The sequence below is a fragment of the Allokutzneria oryzae genome, assembly GCF_042429765.1.
GTDB classification, from domain to species: Bacteria; Actinomycetota; Actinomycetes; order Mycobacteriales; family Pseudonocardiaceae; genus Allokutzneria; species Allokutzneria oryzae.
This window is the reverse complement of the sequence record NZ_JBHLZU010000018.1, coordinates 593210-610747: the sequence shown is the minus strand read 5'-3', so window position 1 is coordinate 610747 and position 17538 is coordinate 593210. Positions and strand designations below refer to the sequence as shown.

Annotated in this window: 13 protein-coding genes; 3 read left to right on the top strand and 10 right to left on the bottom strand. The window is 70.1% G+C overall.

All coding sequences use genetic code 11. From position 1 onward, the window contains the following. The first annotated feature begins 86 nt into the window (after positions 1–86). On the top strand, positions 87–812 hold the full coding sequence (locus tag ACFFQA_RS22050; RefSeq protein WP_377855239.1) for a TetR/AcrR family transcriptional regulator: 726 nt from the start codon (positions 87–89) through the stop codon (positions 810–812). A 12-nt stretch (positions 813–824) separates the two neighbouring features. Here ACFFQA_RS22050 and ACFFQA_RS22045 read toward each other — a convergent pair whose 3' ends face one another. From ACFFQA_RS22045 to ACFFQA_RS22020, 6 genes are all read right to left on the bottom strand, one after another. Continuing rightward, on the bottom strand, positions 825–2417 hold the full coding sequence (locus ACFFQA_RS22045) for an alpha/beta fold hydrolase (RefSeq protein WP_377855236.1): 1593 nt from the start codon (positions 2415–2417) through the stop codon (positions 825–827). An 83-nt stretch (positions 2418–2500) separates the two neighbouring features. After that, positions 2501–5359, bottom strand: coding sequence for a leucine--tRNA ligase (leuS, locus tag ACFFQA_RS22040; protein ID WP_377855233.1), 2859 nt, complete (start codon positions 5357–5359; stop codon positions 2501–2503). 216 nt (positions 5360–5575) lie between these two features. Beyond that, on the bottom strand, positions 5576–7927 hold the full coding sequence (locus ACFFQA_RS22035) for a serine hydrolase (RefSeq protein WP_377855230.1): 2352 nt from the start codon (positions 7925–7927) through the stop codon (positions 5576–5578). Further along, on the bottom strand, positions 7927–9609 hold the full coding sequence (locus ACFFQA_RS22030; protein ID WP_377855227.1) for a glycoside hydrolase family 3 protein: 1683 nt from the start codon (positions 9607–9609) through the stop codon (positions 7927–7929). Before ACFFQA_RS22030 ends, ACFFQA_RS22035 begins: the two co-directional genes overlap by 1 nt. Before the next feature lie 48 nt (positions 9610–9657). After that, a complete protein-coding gene (locus ACFFQA_RS22025; RefSeq protein ID WP_377855224.1) occupies positions 9658–10746 on the bottom strand; it encodes an esterase-like activity of phytase family protein in 1089 nt (362 codons plus the stop codon). Positions 10747–10791: 45 nt separating this feature from the next. Beyond that, on the bottom strand, positions 10792–11934 hold the full coding sequence (locus tag ACFFQA_RS22020) for an esterase-like activity of phytase family protein (protein WP_377855221.1): 1143 nt from the start codon (positions 11932–11934) through the stop codon (positions 10792–10794). Between the two features lie 76 nt (positions 11935–12010). Between ACFFQA_RS22020 and ACFFQA_RS22015 the strand changes: the two genes are divergently transcribed. Next, positions 12011–12457: an SdpI family protein gene (locus tag ACFFQA_RS22015; RefSeq protein ID WP_377855219.1), complete on the top strand. Its 447-nt coding sequence runs from the start codon at positions 12011–12013 to the stop codon at positions 12455–12457. Here ACFFQA_RS22015 and ACFFQA_RS22010 read toward each other — a convergent pair. Together ACFFQA_RS22010 and ACFFQA_RS22005 are read right to left on the bottom strand one after the other, a co-directional pair. Beyond that, positions 12435–13475, bottom strand: a complete 1041-nt coding sequence (locus ACFFQA_RS22010) for an ADP-ribosylglycohydrolase family protein (protein WP_377855217.1) — start codon at positions 13473–13475, stop codon at positions 12435–12437. The two genes, ACFFQA_RS22015 and ACFFQA_RS22010, sit on opposite strands and share 23 nt — an antisense overlap. Before the next feature lie 22 nt (positions 13476–13497). Continuing rightward, entirely contained in the window at positions 13498–14079 is a 582-nt protein-coding gene (locus ACFFQA_RS22005) for a YqgE/AlgH family protein (protein WP_377855214.1), read from the bottom strand. A 119-nt stretch (positions 14080–14198) separates the two neighbouring features. Between ACFFQA_RS22005 and ACFFQA_RS22000 the strand changes: the two genes are divergently transcribed. Continuing rightward, positions 14199–15527 carry an MFS transporter gene (locus ACFFQA_RS22000; protein ID WP_377855211.1) on the top strand — a complete coding sequence of 443 codons (1329 nt, stop codon included), beginning with the start codon at positions 14199–14201 and terminating at the stop codon, positions 15525–15527. 203 nt (positions 15528–15730) lie between these two features. On the opposite strand, the gene ACFFQA_RS21995 is transcribed toward ACFFQA_RS22000, so the two are convergent. Further along, positions 15731–16081, bottom strand: coding sequence for a PASTA domain-containing protein (locus tag ACFFQA_RS21995; RefSeq protein ID WP_377855208.1), 351 nt, complete (start codon positions 16079–16081; stop codon positions 15731–15733). Between the two features lie 22 nt (positions 16082–16103). Next, on the bottom strand, positions 16104–17504 hold the full coding sequence (locus ACFFQA_RS21990) for a CCA tRNA nucleotidyltransferase (protein ID WP_377855942.1): 1401 nt from the start codon (positions 17502–17504) through the stop codon (positions 16104–16106). Positions 17505–17538 lie beyond the last annotated feature (34 nt).

Sequence of the window (17538 nt, the reverse complement as noted above, 5' to 3'; positions counted from 1 at the left end):
GCCGGAGCAGTCAGTAAACGGTGTTCACTTACCTGGACATGACCGTAGCGACGGTGAACACCGTTTACAACCCGATGGGGTGAGGTATGACCGAGAGCACTCGGCGGGAGCGGTTACGGGCCGACACCGAACGGGACATCCTGGCCTGCGCCCGTCGCCTGCTCGTGGAAGACGGCAGCCACGCGGTCACCCTGCGCGCCATCGCCCGGGAGCTCGGCATCACCGCTCCCGCGCTCTACCGCTACTACGACTCCCGCGCGCACCTGCTCCGCCACGTCTGCGACGACATCTCCGCCGACCTCGCCGCGACGCTCAAGCCACAGATCGCCGCGGTCCCGGTGGAGCGGGCCGCGGACCGGGTCTTCGCGGTCTGCCGGGGCTTCCGCCGCTGGGCGCTCGCGCACCCCCGGGAGTTCACGCTGGTCTTCGCGACCAGCCCAGAGGAGACCAACACCCCGACCAACCGCCCCGCCCAGGACCACTTCGGCCGGGTGTTCCTTGAGGTGGCTGGCCAGCTCCTGAGCGAGCACCGGATCTTCCCGTCGGAGTCGCTCGAAGTGCCGGAGCGGCTGCGCGCGGACCTGGCCGCCTACCGCGCCGACCTCGCGGCGGACCTGGCCGCGGCGGACATCGCCGTGCCGGAGGAGAAGCTCCAGCTCGGCACGATCTACCTGATGCTGCAGTGGTGGGCGCGGCTCTACGGGCACGTGGCCCTGGAGGTCTTCGGCCGCTTCCCGTTCGCGGTCCACGACGCCGAGCCGCTCTTCGAGTCCATGCTCACCGAGCTGGCCTCGGCGGTCGGCTTCGAGTGACCGCCACGCGATCTAGCTGAACGGGATCACGTCGGGCTCGCAGGTCGCACCGGGCTTGGGCAGCGCGCCGGTCACGAGGTAGTCGGACGTCGCGGTGATCGCGCACGTCGACTGCTGCGTCGTGATGTGGCCCCAGCCTTCGGTGATCAGCAGTCGGCTGTTCAGGGTCCTGCTGAGGTCGAGCGCGCCGGAGAGCGGGGTCGCGGGGTCGAAGCGGTTGTTGAGGATCAGCACGGGCTTCTCCGTCTTCGCCTTCCACGGACCGGTGTAGCGCTCCTTCGGCCTCCCGGCCCAGGACGCGCACTGGCTCGTCTCGTACGCGCGCAGCGTCGCGAAGTGCGCAGCGATCCGCTCCCGCCGTTCCGCCGCCGCCCACCACGCCAGCGCGAACTTGGAGGTGTCGTCGTCGTTGCAGGTGAAGGCGCTGTAGGCCGGTGTCAGCTCGTTGTACGGGTTGTCCGGCTCGTACTCGTCCATGAAGGCCACGACCTGAGCGAGGTCGGAGGCGGCTTGACCGGTGGGCTCCGCGAGCGCGCGGTGCGTCAGGTCGAGCATGTAGTCGATCCCGGACCACGCTTTCGTCTGGTAGAGCCGACCGCCGATGTAGACGACGAGCTTCGAGTAGGTCAGCGACACCTCCTTCCCGTCCGGCGTGGTCAGGGCGAGCGGCTTGTCACGGAGCTTGGTGAGCAGCTCGTCGTGGGCGTGCGGGCCGTACTTGGCGAACTGGCAGCTCTTGCCCTGCGCGCACAACCGCAGGAACTCCCGCATCACATCGCGGGTCGAGGTGTCCGAGCCGATCCGTTCCGAGGGCACCGAGCCGACCGGTCCCGTGGTGGTGTTCGCCGGGTTGAGCACGCTGTCCAGCACGAACGAGCCGACGCGCTGCGGGAACAGGTTCGCGTAGACGGTGCCGAGCGCGACGCCGTAGGACTGGCCGAGGAAGTTCAGCCGCTGCTCCCCGAGCGCCTCGCGCACCAGGTCGAGATCCCTTGCCACAGCGGCGGTGGAGAGGTGGTCGAGCAGCTTTCCGCTGTGCTTGCGGCACCCCGTGGCGAACTCGGCGTCCTTGGCGGCGCGCTTCATCACCTCGGACGGGCTGACCGGAACCGTGGGAACACCGGCGCCGAACGCGGCGGCGGCCTCCGGGGTGGCGAAGCACGTCACGGCGGGCGTTGCCTTACCGACTCCGCGCTGGTCGAGCCCGATCACGTCGTAGCGATCCCACACCCGGTCGTCCCACGGCGCTGGCAACTGCTTCGCCTTGATCAGTTCGAGGTACTCGGTCGTGGAGAAACCCGGGCCGCCGCGGTTGACCACCAACGACCCCAACCGCTCCGAGGGTGTGCGGGCAGGGGCCTTGACCAGCGCGAGCGTGGCGTGGTCGCCCTCGGGGTCGGCGTGCTCCAACGGCACGTCGAGCGAGGCGCACTTGAGCTCCGCGTTGCCCGCGCAGTCCTCCCAGGACAACGCCTTGACCGCTGGCGGCTGCTCGGCGACCGCGTAGCGCTCCGCGTGCGCCGGGGCCGCGCCGAGCACCAACGCCGGAACCACGACACCCACGACGGCCAGTGCTCGGCGCCGTCCCCCCAGGTCAGCGATCATGCGCTCGAATGTACCCAGCCGATGCGCCGCTCGTTGCGGTCAGCGCGACGAGCGGCGCATCGGTTCCAGCAACGTCGACGTGCCTACAGCACGACGTTCACCAGTCGGCCGGGCACCACGATGACCTTGCGGGGCTCACCACCGGCCAGCGCCGCGACGATCTTCTCCTCGGCCAGCGCCGCCGCCTTGACCTGGTCCACGCCCGCGTCGGCCGCGACGACCACCCGCGAGCGGACCTTGCCGTTGACCTGGATCGGGTACTCCACGGTGTCCTCGACCAGGTACCGCTCGTCGGCGACCGGGAACGGCCCGTGCGCCAGCGACTCGGCCGATCCCAGCTTCGCCCACAGCTCCTCGGCGACGTGGGGGCACAGCGGCGCCAGCATCAGCACCATCGCTTCGGCCACCTGGCGCGGCGTGCCGGCCTCGGCGGAGAACCGCTTGGTGACGTGGTTGTTCAGCTCGATCAGCTTGGCCGCGGCGGTGTTGTACCGCATGTTCTCGAAGTCCTCGCGGACCCCGGCGATCGCCTTGTTCAGTGCGCGCAGCGTCTCCTCGTCCGGCTCCGCGTCGGTGACCCGCAGCGCGCCGGACTCCTCGTCGACCAGGTTGCGCCACAGCCGCTGCAGGAACCGCTGCGCGCCGACGACATCCTTCGTCGCCCACGGGCGGGACAGGTCCAGCGGGCCCATCGACATCTCGTACAGCCGGAACGTGTCGGCGCCGTAGTTCTCGCACATCTCGTCCGGCGTGACGACGTTCTTCAGGCTCTTGCCCATCTTGCCGTACTCGCGGTTGACCTCCTGGTCCTGCCAGAAGTACTTGCCGTCGCGCTCGACGACCTCCTCGGCGGGAACGTAGGTGCCACGCGAGTCCGTGTACGCGTAAGCCTGGATGTAGCCCTGGTTGTACAGCTTGCGGTAGGGCTCCTCGGCGGTGACGTGGCCCAGGTCGAACAGCACCTTCTGCCAGAACCGCGAGTACAGCAGGTGCAGCACCGCGTGCTCGACACCGCCGATGTACAGGTCGACGCCACCCGGGTCGTTCGCGCCGTGCTTGGCCGGGTCCTTGCCGACCCAGTACCGCTCAGCGCCCGGGTCGCACAGCGTCTCCTCGTTGTACGGGTCGATGTAGCGCAGCTGGTACCAGCACGAGCCCGCCCAGTTGGGCATGGTGTTGATGTCGCGGCGGTAGCGCTGCACGCCCTCGCCCAGGTCCAGCTCGACCTCGACCCACTCGGTGGCGCGGCCCAGCGGCGCGAACGGCTCGCTCTCGGCGTCCTCCGGGTCGAAGGTCTTCGGCGAGTAGTCGTCGACCTCGGGCAGCTCGATCGGCAGCATGCTCTCCGGCAGCGCGCGCGGCACACCGTCGGAGCCGTAGACGATCGGGAACGGCTCACCCCAGTAGCGCTGCCGCGAGAACAGCCAGTCGCGCAGCTTGTACTGCACGGTGCCCTCGCCGACCCCGCGCTCCTCCAGCCACGCGATGATCCGCTGCTTCGCCTCGACGACCTCCATGCCGTCCAGGAAGCTCGAGTTGATCGCGGGGCCGTCACCGGTGAAGGCCTTGCCGTCGAAGCCCTCCGACGGCTGCACCGTGCGGATGATGGGCAGCCCGAACGCCTCGGCGAAGTCCCAGTCGCGGACGTCCTGGCCGGGCACCGCCATGATCGCGCCGGTGCCGTAGCCGCTCAGCACGTAGTCGGCGATGAAGACCGGGATCTTGGCCCCGTTGACCGGGTTCTCCGCGTAGGCGCCGACGAAGACGCCGGTCTTGTCCTTGTTCTCCTGGCGCTCCAGCTCGGACTTCATCGACGCGGCGCGGCGGTAGGCGGCAACCGCATCGGCCGGGGTCGCGGCGCCCCCGGTCCACCGACTGTCCACATCGGACGGCCACGCGTCCGGCAGCAGGGAGTCGACCAGCGGGTGCTCAGGGGCCAGCACCATGTAGGTGGCGCCGAACAGGGTGTCGGGGCGCGTGGTGAAGACCTCGATGGCGTGCTCACCGGCGGCGAAGCGGACCCGCGCGCCCTGCGAGCGGCCGATCCAGTTGCGCTGCATGGCCTTGACCTTGTCCGGCCAGTCCAGCCGGTCCAGGTCGTCCACCAGGCGGTCGGAGTACGCGGTGATCCGCATCATCCACTGGCGCAGGTTGCGGCGGAACACCGGGAAGTTGCCGCGCTCGCTGCGGCCGTCCGCGGTGACCTCCTCGTTGGCCAGCACGGTGCCCAGGCCGGGGCACCAGTTGACCGGGGCCTCGGACAGGTAGGCCAGCCGGAACGAGTTCAGCTCGCGCTGCCGGTCGGAGACGCTCAGCTCGGCCCACGCGCGGCCGTCGGAGGTGGCGCGCTCACCCGCGGCGAACTCGGCCTCCAGCTCGGCGATCGGCCGCGCCTTGTTCACCCGCTCGTCGAACCAGGAGTTGTAGATCTGCAGGAAGATCCACTGTGTCCACTTGTAGTAGCCGGGGTCGATGGTGGAGATCCGCCGCCGGTCGTCGTGGCCCAGTCCCAGCCTGCGGATCTGCCGCAGGTAGGTCTCGATGTTGGCCTCGGTGGTCTTGCGCGGGTGCTGCCCGGTCTGCACCGCGTACTGCTCGGCGGGCAGTCCGAAGGCGTCGAAGCCCATCGTGTGCAGCACGTTGCGCCCGGTCATCCGGTTGAACCGGGCGAAGACGTCGGTGCCGATGAAGCCCAGCGGGTGGCCTACGTGCAGCCCGGCCCCGGAGGGGTAGGGGAACATGTCCTGGACGAACAGCTTCTCGCGTCCGGCCGCCGCGTCCGGGTCGGCCAGGGAGCCGGAGGGGTTCGGCGCGTGGAAGGTCCCGTTGTCCTCCCAGTGGTCCTGCCAGCGCCGCTCGATCTGACCGGCCAGCGCCGCGGTGTACCGGTGGGCCGGTACCGCGTCCGGCGTGACGCTCTCGGGAGCCGCCTCGGTGCTCATCGTTGTTCCCTTTCCTTCCCGGATGCGGGTGTCCCCGCGCGAACACTTCTGGCCCTAGCAACAACAAACCCCCCAGCCCGAGAGGGCATGAGGGGTTGCCGCGCGGACCGATCGGACGGTCAGCGCGGCTGGCTAAGGAGCAGAAAACCAGTGCTCACGCATTCAGAGTACCGCGTGTGCACAAACCGGTGGTTCATCGGGTGACCCGGCCGGGGCCTAGGTCGCGGCAGGCACGAACCCGACCGTGGTCAGCTTCGACTCGTCAACGGGCCTCCCGTCGACCCGGATCGCGTCGACGTACACGCCCCGGCCCCACAGCTCCGCGTTGCTCGTTTGCCGCCAGCGCACCAGCGTGGCGGCTGCGGGCGCCGAAGCCGAGGCCCGCACCCACGAGCGCCCCAGAAAACCCGAGACAGAGCCCGGCGACGACCACGCCCCGTCCTCGTCACGCAGCGAGAACGGCAGCGGCTGCCAGGAGACGCCGTCAGCTGAGGTCTCCAGCGTGAGCGGGTCCGCATCAGGCTCCGTGTCCACCCACAAACCGAACTCGACGCGGGAGCCCCCGGTCACAGGCAGGGTGAGCGTGGAGGTCGGCGCGCTCGCCAACCACGCGGTGGGACCGGACATCGGCCGCACGGGCACAGAGCGGGCGACGGCGTCCGCGACGGCCTGGCGCTTCGGGTTCACCGACGGGCCGGACGACGTGGGGTGCACGCGGTTGGTCATCAGGACCACGATCGAGCGCGACACCGGATCGACTACCAGCGAGGTCCCGGTGAAGCCGGTGTGGCCGACGGTGAACGGCGTCGCCATCGCGCCCATGAACGAGTGCTTGTAGATGTCGAGCCCGAGTCCTCGGTCGGCACCGGGGAAACGCGCGTTCCAGTTCGTGGTCATCTCGCGCACGCTCTCCGGTGCGAGCACCCGCGCGGAGCCGTAGCGCCCGCCGTTGAGCAGCATCTGCGCGAAGACCGCCAGGTCGGCCGCCGTGCTGAAAACGCCCGCGTGACCGGCTGTTCCGCCGAGGTACCACGACGTCGAGTCGTGCACGACGCCCCAGATCACGCCGCGCGCCACCGTCACCTGGGTCGGTGCGATGCGCTCGCGGAGGGACTGCGGCGGGGTGTACATGGTGTCGCGCAGGCGGAGTGGTTCGGTGATCCCGGCGGACACCAGCTCCGGCAGCGCGCGACCGGACACCCGCTCCAGGACCTTGCCGACGATGATCAGGCTCAGGTCGGAGTACTCGTAGCGGGTCCCCGGCGCGGCGCGCAGGCCGACGCGGTAGATCGCCGCGAGCCGTTCGGGGACCGTCGGATAGGAGCCGATCGCCAGCCCTGCCGGCAGCCCCGAGGTGTGCGTCAGAACCTGGCGCAGCGTCACGGACTCCTTGCCGTTGGCGGCGAACTCCGGCAGGTACCTCGCGACGGGCGCATCGAGGTCGAGCCGCCCGCGCTCGACGAACTGCATGGCGACGACACTGGTGAACAGCTTGGAGATCGACGCGATGTCGAAGATCGTGTCTCGCCGCATCGGCAACCGGGATGCCGGTGGCAGCTCGCCGTTCTCGTTGTAGCGCAACGCATCGCCGAACGCCGAGTGCTCGAAGACCACGCCGTCCCGCACGCCGAGCACCACGCCGCCCGGATACGGCCCTCCCTCCGCGATCGGAGCGAGCGGCGGCGCTGCGACGGTGCCCTTGCGCAGAACCTGGTTCGCCGAGCCCCATGGAGAACGTGGACGCGGCAGCACCAGCTCACCCAGGACCGGCAGATGGTCGGAGACCGGGCTGACCAGGACCTCCATCGACCGGAACCGAACCTCCCTCGACGCCGTGATGTAGTCGATGCGGCGGTCCGGCGGGTCGACGGGATACGTGAGCCCGCCGGAGCGACCGCGTGCCGCGAGCCACCCGTCGCCCAGCTCTGTCCACAGTGGACCTAGCTCCGGCGCGTCCGGGCCGGCGTTGAAGTCGCCCACCAGGATCCTCGGCGCACCGCGGTCCTGGCCGAGCACCTTCAGCGTGTCCGCGACCTGCATCTGCCGCACGGCGGGATCGCCGCGGTAGTCCAGGTGCGTCGTGTAGACGTGGGTCCGCACGCCGTGAACGTCGATCGCGATCTCCGGGAATCCCGGCATCAGCTCCGGAACCGGATTGCTGCTCTGCGTGGACAGCCGCGTGATCTTGTGGTTCTCCGCCGACAGGATCGGAAACCGGCTCAGCAGGGCGACGCCGAACTTGCGGCGCGGTTTGCCTGCCTCCGCGGGGTCCAGGTCGTAGATCGGCGCGAAGAACACGTGCATTCCCAACGCCGTCGCCAACTCAGTCGCCTGGTCGGCCCAGTCGCTGCGCGCGGACCAGTGCACATCGACCTCTTGCAGGCCGACGACATCGGCCTTGGTCGCGCGGATCGTCTGCGCGACGCGGGTCAGGTCGAGCCGGTTGTCCACGCCGATGCCGGTGTGGATGTTGAACGACAGCACCCGCAGAGGGGCGGCCGGTGAAGCGACTGCGGTCGTTCCCGCGAGCAGAAGTACCGCGACCACAAGGAGAACAAGGCGGCGCATCACACCCTCCACGCCAGCCCGTGACCGAACGGGAAGTGGCCGGGCACGGTCACGGGCAGCTTGCCGCGTGGGCCGACCTCGCCGTAGATCACGCGGACCGCCGACTCCAACGCCGGACGCGCGTACGAGTACGTCGCCAGGTAGGTCACGCCGGGCAGCGACGCGACCTCGTAGGGCTCGCGGACACCGACCACGACCACGCGCTTCCCGGTGTCCTGCAAGGCTTTGACCAGGCGCTGTTGTTCGGCGGAGGCGTTGTTGGTGACGACCACGTTGAGATCGGTCGCGGCCGCGACGGCGGCGTCGATCTGCACCTGTGTCGGCTTGGCCCCCGTCGGCAGCACGGTCGTGGCCGCGCCTCGGCCGACCAAAGCCTGCCCGAGCTTGGCCGGAGCCGGTTCCGCCGTCGTTCCCCAGCCCGTGACCAGGACCTTGGCGGGCTTCTCGCGCAGGGGAAGCACGGAGTTGCGCAGCACTGTCGTGCCGTGGTCGGCGACGTCCTGTGCGGCGCGGAGGCTCGACGGCACGCCGACGACCGGCTTCGGGTCGACGTAGCGGTTCTTGAACAGTCCTCTGTCCCGCTTCAGCTTCAGGATGCGGCGCACGGACTCGTCGATGCGGGCTTCGGTCAGTTCGCCGTCGCGGACCGCCTTCAGCACCGCGTTGTAGGCGAGGTCGATGTTCGGCGGCTTGAGGAGCTGGTCGACCCCCGCCTTGAGCGCGAGCACCGGAACGCGCGCGTCGCCGTACTTCTGCCGCACGCCTGCCATTCCGAGCGAGTCCGTCACCACGACACCGCGATAGCCGAGCCGCTCGCGCAGCAGGCCGGTGATGATCGGCTTGGACAGCGTCGCGGGGTCACCGGAGGGATCGAGCGCGGGCACCACGAGGTGGCCGGTCATGATCGAGTCGATGCCGCTCCCGATGGCCGTGCGGAACGGCGGCGCGTCCAGCTCCTCCCACTGCTCACGGGTGTGGGTGATCACCGGGATGCCGGTGTGGCTGTCCACCGCCGTGTCGCCGTGCCCGGGGAAGTGCTTGGCCGTCGCGGCGACGCCACCGCCCTGGTAGCCGTCCACCTGGGCCGCGGTCAGCCGCGCGGCCAGCTGGGGGTCCTCGGCGAAGGACCGCGCGCCGATGACCGGGTTGAGCGGGTTGACGTTGACGTCGGCGTCCGGCGCGTAGTTCTGGTTGATGCCCATCGCGCGCAGCTCACGGCCCGCGATCCCGGCCGCCGTCCGAGCGAGCCCGGGGTCACGGGCGGCGCCGAGGGTCATGTTGCCGGGGAACTGCGTCGCGGGCTCACCGACGCGGTAGACGACACCGTGCTCCTGGTCGGTGCTGATCAGCAGTGGGAGCCGGGACGCGGACTGGAGTCCGTTGGACAGTCCGGCGGTCTGCGCCGGGTTGGCGGTGTTGCCCGCCCACGCGAAGTAGATGACGCCGCCGAGGTGGTACTTCTCGATCAGCTGCTTGGCGTTGTCGACGCCGAGCTCCTTGCGGTTGGCGGCCACGTGCGCCGGATCGGTCGTGTCCGCGGTCGCGCCGTAGGCGTAGGTGACGAAGAGCTGGCCGACCTTCTCCTCCAAGGTCATCCGCGGCTCCCCGGCCGCCGACGCCGGGGTGGCGACGGCGGCCAAGAGCGCGGCGACGAGGCCGATCAGGTGAAGTCTTTTCGCCATAGAGACTCTCCCGGTGAGTTGTTGACAACCCCGGGAGCGACGCTACGGCTAACGCACCGCGAGCGCGATCACCTGAGTGGCCTCCTCCTGCGTGAAGTTGTCGTCGCCCACCAGCACCAACGACCGCTCGCCCGTCGGCAGCAGGGATCCCCAGGTCATGCCCTCGATGTTGAACACGGCCTTCATAGGCAGCGTGGACAGGTCCACCAGCAGCCGCTTGCTCACCGGCCTGACCTGGGCGTTCACCAACGAGTCGATGTTCTTCACGTCGGTCGCGCCCACCGTGGAGACCTCGTAGACGCGCGCCTTGTAGCCCGGCCCCGGCACGTAGGTCCGCTCCAGCACGAGGTAGCGGGTCGGGTCCACCGGGTGCGCCAGGATCGAGGCGATGCCGGTGTCGCTGTGCCAGGGGCTGCTGGGATCGGCCTCCGCGTACAGCGGCTCCTGCTTGTAGGCGAACTGCGAGAACACCCCGCCCCCGCGCGAGTGCACGGTGATCCGGGACAGCGCGCCCGCTGTCGTGGTCGGCACCGGGCCGTCCTCCAGCAGTGGCCCCTCCATCGCGCTGGTCAGCCTGCCGCCGGCCGGGCCGAAGGTGATCGCTTCGAGCACCAGGTTCTGCCGAGGCCCTCGGTCGGCGGTGACCCGGTAGTTCGCCGGGAGCGGCAGCTCGCCCGCGTACGCCCCGGTGCGGTCGGCGCGCTGGATGGTCGGCTGGATCAGCGGGTTGGCTCGGTTGCCCTCCTGGCTGATCCAGTACTGGCCGGTCCACGGGTCGACGCGGATCTCCTCGGGGTCGATCGCGTTGACCGGGTAGGTCGTGCCGTCCGGCCGCCGGAGCGGATGGGTGCCGGTGAAGGTCACCCCGCGCAACGCCGTGCGGTCCAGGTCGATCCTGGCCCGGTAGATCCGCGCCGGTTGCAGGTACGAGCGGTCGTCGCTGATCAGCACGTACTCGCCGGTGCGCGGGTCGCGGTCGATGCCCGAGAGCCCGCCGACGGAAGTGCCCTGGAAGTCGAGCTTGAACGGGATGACCCGCTCACCGAGGAAGCGGACACCCGGGGTCGCGGCGGCGGACGGCGCGGTGAGCAGCGCGGCGACCACCGCGAACACGGCGGCCAGTGATCGAGTTCTCATGGGCTCGACCCAACTGACCGCCGTGCTCGCCCACAGCTACCCGGCCTAGCGAACCGCCAGGGCAATCACCTGGGTCACCTGGTTCTTGGCGAAGTTGTCGTCGCTGACCAGCACGAGGGTCCGCTCACCCGTCGGCAGCGTCGGCCCCCAGCTCATCCCCTCCACGTTGTCCACGGTGGACAGCTTGAGCGAGGCGAGGTCGACGAGCAGGCGCTTGCGCACCGGCTTGACCTTCTTGTCGCCCTTCAGCGAGTCGATCCGCTTCACGTCGGTCGCGCCGGTGGTGTCGACCTCGTAGATCCGGATGCTGTTGGCGGGCGTCGCGCCGGTGGAGAACGAGCGCTCCATCACCAGGTACTTCGTCGGGTCGTACTGGTTCGCCGCCAGGATCGCGTCCACGCCGTTGACGAAGAAGCCGCCAGCCGGGTTCGGCGCGGCGTGCACCTTGTCGAGCGGGTAGGCGAACTGGGAGAGCACCCGCCCGGCGAACCGGTCCTGCACGGTGATCCTGGTCAGCGCGCCCTCGGTGAGGGTGGCCTCCGGACCGTCCTGGAACAGCGGGCCCTCCATCGAGCTGACCACCAGCGAGCCCGCCGCGGCGAAGGTCAGCCCCTCCAGCACGGCGTTGCGGCGCGGGCCGACGTCCTGCGCGGACATCTTCAGGTTGGGGGCCAGCGGCAGCTCGCGGACGAAGCGCCCGTCCTTCTTCGCCGCGCGCAGCGACGGGTCGATGAGCACCGGGGTCGCACCGGGAATGCGATCGCCCTCGCTGGACCACCAGTAGTCACCGGTCCACGGGTCGATCCGGATGTCCTCGGGGTCGGGCGTCTGGCCGCCGCCCGCGGACAGCGGGGGATAGGTGCTGCCGTCGGCCCGCAGGAACGGCTTGGTACCGGTGATCTCGAAGCCGCGCAGGGCGTCCTTCGTGATGTCGATCTTCGCGGTGTAGAACCTCGCGGGCTGCCGGTCCGAGCGGTCGTCGCTGATCAGGACGTACGTACCGGTCTTCGGGTCGTAGTCGATGCCGGAGAGGCCGCCGACCGTGGTGCCGCGGTAGTCCTGGGCGAACGGGACGATGTGCTCACCGATCAGCCGCACACCCGAGGGGCGGGCGGTGGCCGGAGCCGCCGAGGCGAGCAGAAGCGCTGTGGCGGTGGTGAGGGCCACCGGGAGAAGACGTCGCAGCATGACGCGTAGCACACCCCATTCGGATGACGGCAAGGTTGCTGAGCGGTGGAGGCAGGGTGCCACTTACTCTCGTAGCGTGACGAACGCTGCTGGCATCGACGCACCCGCCCCCTTCATCGTGCAGACCGCGCTGGGCGCGGTGCTCATCGTGGCCGGGCTGGCCGTCGCGGTGGTCGGCACGCTCGGACTGCTCGGCAGGCTGCCGCGCAACCGCTTCGCCGGGGTCCGCACCGAGGCGAGCATGCGGGACGACGACACGTTCAAGGCCGCCAACCGGGTCGCGGGGCTGCCCTTCGCCGCCGCCGGGCTCGTCGCCGCCGCCTCCGGCGGCCTGGCCATCGCGATGCAGGACGCGCTGGCCACCGTGATCATCATGGTGATCGGCGTCGTCGGGCTGCTCGGCATGATGGCCGCCGGGGGCGCGCTCGGCAGCAAGGCCGCGGCCGCGATGCCGGAGAAGCCCGCGGGCGGCTGCGGCGGGTGCTGCGGCGGTGGCTGCGCTAAGGCGCTGCTCGGCGGCTGAGCAGCTGGTGGGACTCGTCGGCGAGCTCACGCATCAGCTCACCCAGTTCCACTCCCGCCAGCCAGCGCTCCGGGACCGCCTCGACGCCGTCCCGCGCGCCGAGCAGGTTCCCGCAGATCGCCCCGGTCGAGTCCGAGTCGCCGGAGTGGTTGACCGACAACAGCACCGCGTCCTCGAAGTCCTTGCCGACCAGGGCGCAGCACACCGAGATCGCCAGCGCCTCCTCGCCGACCCACCCACCACCGAGGGTCTCCAGGTCCTCGGGCGTCGGCCGCCCGCGCGCCGCCAACTGCCGCGCCCGCGTCAGCGCGTTCAGCGTCTCCTCGTGCTTGGGGTGCTTGCGCAGCTCCTCCGTCGCCACGTCGAGCGCGTTCTCCAGATCCGCTCCACGCAGCAACAGGCTTGTCATGGCGGAGAGAACGCCCGCGGACAGATAGCCCGACGGATGCCCGTGGGTCAGCGCGGCCACCGCGGTGCCGAGCCAGAACGAGTCACTGACGTAGGCGCTGAAGAAACCGGCGGGCGCGGCGCGCATGACACCGCCGCAGCCCTTGGAGTCATTGATCGGGTCCTGCGTCGTCCCGACCTTGCCGTAGGCACTGGCCTGCAGCGCGGACAGGCACGTGCCACCAGGCGCACGCTGGCTGTGCAGTTCCCTCACGTGCACCAAGCGTCCCTGCGGGGACGGCTCGACGTCCTTGATGCACCTTCCGGCCTCCTCCCACGGAACGCCCTGCGTGTGCAGCCAGCGCAGATAGGCGCGCAGCACCGAGGGAACCGGGTTGGCCGCGCGATCGGACAACAACAGCCCTTCCAGCGTGAAGAGCGTCATCTGCGTGTCGTCGGTGATCGCACCACCGCTGATCCCGTAGCAGGCGTCGTAGTCACGCGATCCCTGCTCGCCGTAGCGGTCACGGATGGCGCGCAGCGAAAGGAACTCCACTGGCGCTCCGAGCGCGTCACCCACGGCTCCGCCCAGCAGGCAGCCCAGCAGCCGCTGCTTCCTCACAGGGGTCACGTCGTTGCCTCCCAGTACGCGCTCAGTTGCGCTTGACGTCCTCCGGATAAGTGGCCAGCAGCGAGAGCGGCATGCCCTGCCGCCGCAGCACTCTGCCCCACAGGTCGGCGCCCGGCGGGGTGAGCACGTCGTCGGGCAGCGCGTGCACCACGAACCAGTCGTCGCGCTCGATCTCCTCGTCCAGCTGCCCGGAGCTCCAGCCCGAGTACCCGGCGAAGACCCGCAGCCCGCGCACCCTCGGCACCAGGTCCTCCGGCTCGGTGTCCAGGTCCACCAGCGCGACCGGCCCGCTCACCTTGATCAGCCCGTCGAGGGCGGCGACGTCCTCGCCCGCCCGTAACGCCGCGAGGCACAGCGCGGTCTTCTGCTCGACCGGGCCGCCGACGAAGATCGCCTGCGGTTTGCTGGTGTGCTCGCCCCACGCCGGGAGCACGTCGTGCACGGCGATCTCGCTCGGCCGGTTCAGCACGACACCGAGGGTGCCCTCGTCGCGGTGGTCTATGACGTAGACGACCGTCCGGCGGAAATTGGGATCGACCAGGCTGGGTGTGGCGACGAGAAGCGTGCCCGGCTCGACCTCTACCTCGGCTTGCACGCCGAACATGATCCCACTCACCTTCCGCCTGCCCGACAACCGCGCCGGGAAACGCCGCGGGCAACCGTGTTCCCCTGAACGAGCCAGCGACTCGTGTTCGGGCTCATCCGCCCCGTACTCTCGTTCTCGTGACGACCGCCACGGGGGATCCGGCCGCCGCAGACACCTCGACCAGACCACCCCGGCTCGGACTGCGCCGCATGCTGGGCACGCCGGGGTACGTCAGGCTGCTCGTCACCCGCTTCCTCGCCCAGTGGGGCGACGGCGTCTTCCAGGCCGGGATCGGCGGCGCCGTGCTGTTCAACCCGGAGCGCCAGGCCGATCCGCTGGCCATCGCCGCGGGCTTCGCCGTGATCCTGCTGCCGTACTCGCTGGTCGGCCCGTTCGCCGGGGCGCTGCTGGACCGGTGGGACCGGCGGCAGGTGCTGGTGGTCGCCAACCTGGTGCGCGGCGCGCTGATCGTGCTGGTCGCGTTCGCGGTCGGCTCCGGGGTCGCCGGGTTGCCGCTCTACGCGAGCGCGTTGCTGGTGATGGGCGTGAGCCGGTTCGTGGGCGCGGGCCTGTCCGCGGCGCTGCCGCACACGATGGACGAGAAGCACCTGGTCGAGGCGAACGCGATCATGGCGACCGGTGGCGCCACCATGGCGGCGGTCGGCGGTGGCAGCGCGTTCGCGTTGCGCGCGGTCTTCGGCGGCGACAACTACGGCTCGGGGTGGGTGACCGCGTGCGCCCTGGTCGGCTCGGTGTTCGCCGCCCTGGCGGCGGCGGGCTTCGCCAAGGGCTCGCTCGGCCCTGACGAGCGCGACGAGCCCGCCAAGGCGGTGACCGCGATCGCGCACGGCCTGCTCGACAGCGGCCGCGTCGCGGCACGGACCCGCAGCGTGGCGACGGGGTTCAGCGCCCTGGTCGCCCACCGGATCGGTTTCGGCGTCTCGATGCTGCTCGGCCTGTTGCTGATGCGCTTCGCCTTCACCGATGTCGGGTGGCTGAAGGCCGGGATCGCCGGGGTCGGCGAGGCGCTGGCCGCGGGCGCGATCGGCCTGGTCGCGGCCGCGTTCATCACCGCGCCCGCCGTGCACCGCTTCGGCCGCAAGGCCACCGTGTGCGGTGCGCTGGTGATCTCCTCGGTGGCGCAGCTCGGCCTCGGCCTGCCCATGACGCTGCCGAGCATCCTGGCCGCGGTGCTGGTGGTCGCCTGCTGCAGCCAGGTGATCAAGCTCTGCGTCGACTCCGCCGTGCAGCACGACGTTCCCGACGAGGCGCGCGGCCGGGTGTTCGCGCTCTACGACGCGCTGTTCAACCTGACCTTCGTCAGCGCGATCACCGTGGCGGCGATGCTGGTGGCACCGGACGGCAGGTCACCGGAGCTGATGGTGGCCGGAGCGTGCGCCTACCTCGTCGGCCTGGCCGTCTACCTGGTGGTCGACCGCAGGATGACCAGGAGCCGCGCCGCCTAGGTCGTGTCCTGCAAGCGGTAGCACGACCTCACCCACGTGCCCCCCATTTCGCGTTGTGGAGCCTCAACGCGAAATGAGGGCGCTCGTTTGCGCATTAAGGTGACAAAACGCGAAAAGCCCGACCACGCCAACCAGCCCACGCGTGCACGGGGGTGCGGGGGTGGTGCCGCCTCGGGGCATCGGGACGACTTGCAGGACAGGTCCTAGTCGTCCTTCTTCTTGGACCTCAGCAGGATCTTCGTCGACTTCGGCACGGTCGCCCCGGCCGCGGGCTCCTGGGACACCACGACCCAGTTGCGATCGTTGACCAACAGCCGCTTCCTGCCGGTGGCGTCCTCTTCCGCGAGGTTGCGCAGGCCCACGGCCTGCATCGTGTCCTGAGCCGCCTGGTGTTCCATGCCGACCACGTTCGGCACCGTGACCGATCCGGCCGCGACCGGTGTGGTCGGCGCCTTGCTCGGCGTGGTGCTCGACATCGGTGGCTGCGTGCTCTGCGGACCACATCCGCAGAGCACGGCGACGGCCATCCCGGCGACGACGGTCTTCCTGATCATGTGAAGCCCCCTCGGCCACACCTCAGGAAGCCCCGTCACCCAGCCCCTTCGCGCGAGCCCACGCCCTGAGCTCGGCCTCGGCCTCGTCCCGGCTGAGCGGCCCCCGGTCGAGGCGCAGCTCCTTGAGGTGCTTCCAAGCCTGGCCCACCAGCGGGCCGGGGGACAGCCCCAACAGGCGCATGATCTCGTTGCCGTCGAGGTCCGGACGGACCCGGTTGAGGTCCTCCTCGGCCGCCAGCCTGGCGATCCGCGCTTCGAGGTCGTCGTAGGTGCGCTGGAGGGCACCGGCCTTGCGGCGGTTGCGCGTGGTGCAGTCCGCGCGCACGAGCTTGTGCAGCCGGGAGAGCAGGTGCTCAGCGTCGGTCACGTACCGGCGAACCGCCGAGTCGGTCCACTCGCCCCTGCCGTAGCCGTGGAAGCGCAAATGCAGGTACACCAGCTGCGCGACGTCCTCGACGATTTCTTTGGAGTACTTCAGCGCGCGCAGCCGTTTCCGCGCCATTTTCGCGCCGACCACCTCGTGGTGGTGGAAGCTCACCCCGCCGCCGGACTCGAAACGCCTGGTCGCGGGCTTGCCGATGTCGTGGAGCAGCGCGGCGAGGCGCAGCACCAGATCCGGCCCGTCCTCTTCGAGATCAATCGCTTGATCAAGAACAACCAAGGAGTGGTGGTAGACGTCCTTGTGCTGATGGTGTTCATCGATTTCCAGCCGCATCGCGGGAACCTCGGGCAGAACGTGGTCGGCCAGACCCGTGTCGACCAGCAGTTCCACGCCCTTGCGCGCGCGCACGCCACAGAGCAGCTTCGACAGCTCGGCCTGCACGCGCTCCGCTGTGATGCGCCGGATCTCGCCAGCCATCTCCCGCATCGCCTCGACCACCCTCGGCGCGACGGTGAAGTCGAGCTGGGCGACGAACCGGGCGGCGCGCAGCATGCGCAGCGGGTCGTCGGCGAAGGACTCCCTCGGCGGCGCCGGGGTGTCCAGCACCTTCGCGGCCAGCGCGGACATGCCACCGTGCAGGTCGACGAACTCGCGCGAGGGCAGCTCAACGGCCATCGCGTTGACGGTGAAGTCCCGCCGCAGCAGGTCGCCCTCGATGGTGTCGCCGAAGACCACCTCGGGGTTGCGGGTCACCCGATCGTAGGTATCGGCGCGGAACGTGGTGATCTCCAGCGTGCGGCCCTTGCGGACCACGCCGAGCGTGCCGAAGGCGATGCCGGTGTCCCAGACCGCCTCGGCCCAGCCGGTGACGATCCGCTGCACCTGCTCCGGACGGGCATCGGTGGTGAAGTCCAGGTCGTTGCCCAGCCGCCCGAGCACGGCGTCGCGCACGCTGCCCCCGACGAGGAACAGTCGGTGGCCTGCGGCGACGAAGCGCTCGGCGAGCTCGTCGACCACCGGGTCTATCCGAAGCGGTTCCACGGCGGCATCCTGCTTGGCGAGGTCGGAGGGGGCA

What these genes read in the sequence shown, in the direction of transcription:
- ACFFQA_RS22050 (WP_377855239.1), top strand. Translation starts at nt 87, where the DNA reads ATGACCGAGAGCACTCGGCGGGAGCGGTTACGGGCCGACACCGAACGG.
- ACFFQA_RS22045 (WP_377855236.1), bottom strand. Translation starts at nt 2,417, where the DNA reads ATGATCGCTGACCTGGGGGGACGGCGCCGAGCACTGGCCGTCGTGGGT.
- leuS (WP_377855233.1), bottom strand. Translation starts at nt 5,359, where the DNA reads ATGAGCACCGAGGCGGCTCCCGAGAGCGTCACGCCGGACGCGGTACCG.
- ACFFQA_RS22035 (WP_377855230.1), bottom strand. Translation starts at nt 7,927, where the DNA reads ATGCGCCGCCTTGTTCTCCTTGTGGTCGCGGTACTTCTGCTCGCGGGA.
- ACFFQA_RS22030 (WP_377855227.1), bottom strand. Translation starts at nt 9,609, where the DNA reads ATGGCGAAAAGACTTCACCTGATCGGCCTCGTCGCCGCGCTCTTGGCC.
- ACFFQA_RS22025 (WP_377855224.1), bottom strand. Translation starts at nt 10,746, where the DNA reads ATGAGAACTCGATCACTGGCCGCCGTGTTCGCGGTGGTCGCCGCGCTG.
- ACFFQA_RS22020 (WP_377855221.1), bottom strand. Translation starts at nt 11,934, where the DNA reads ATGCTGCGACGTCTTCTCCCGGTGGCCCTCACCACCGCCACAGCGCTT.
- ACFFQA_RS22005 (WP_377855214.1), bottom strand. Translation starts at nt 14,079, where the DNA reads ATGTTCGGCGTGCAAGCCGAGGTAGAGGTCGAGCCGGGCACGCTTCTC.
- ACFFQA_RS21995 (WP_377855208.1), bottom strand. Translation starts at nt 16,081, where the DNA reads ATGATCAGGAAGACCGTCGTCGCCGGGATGGCCGTCGCCGTGCTCTGC.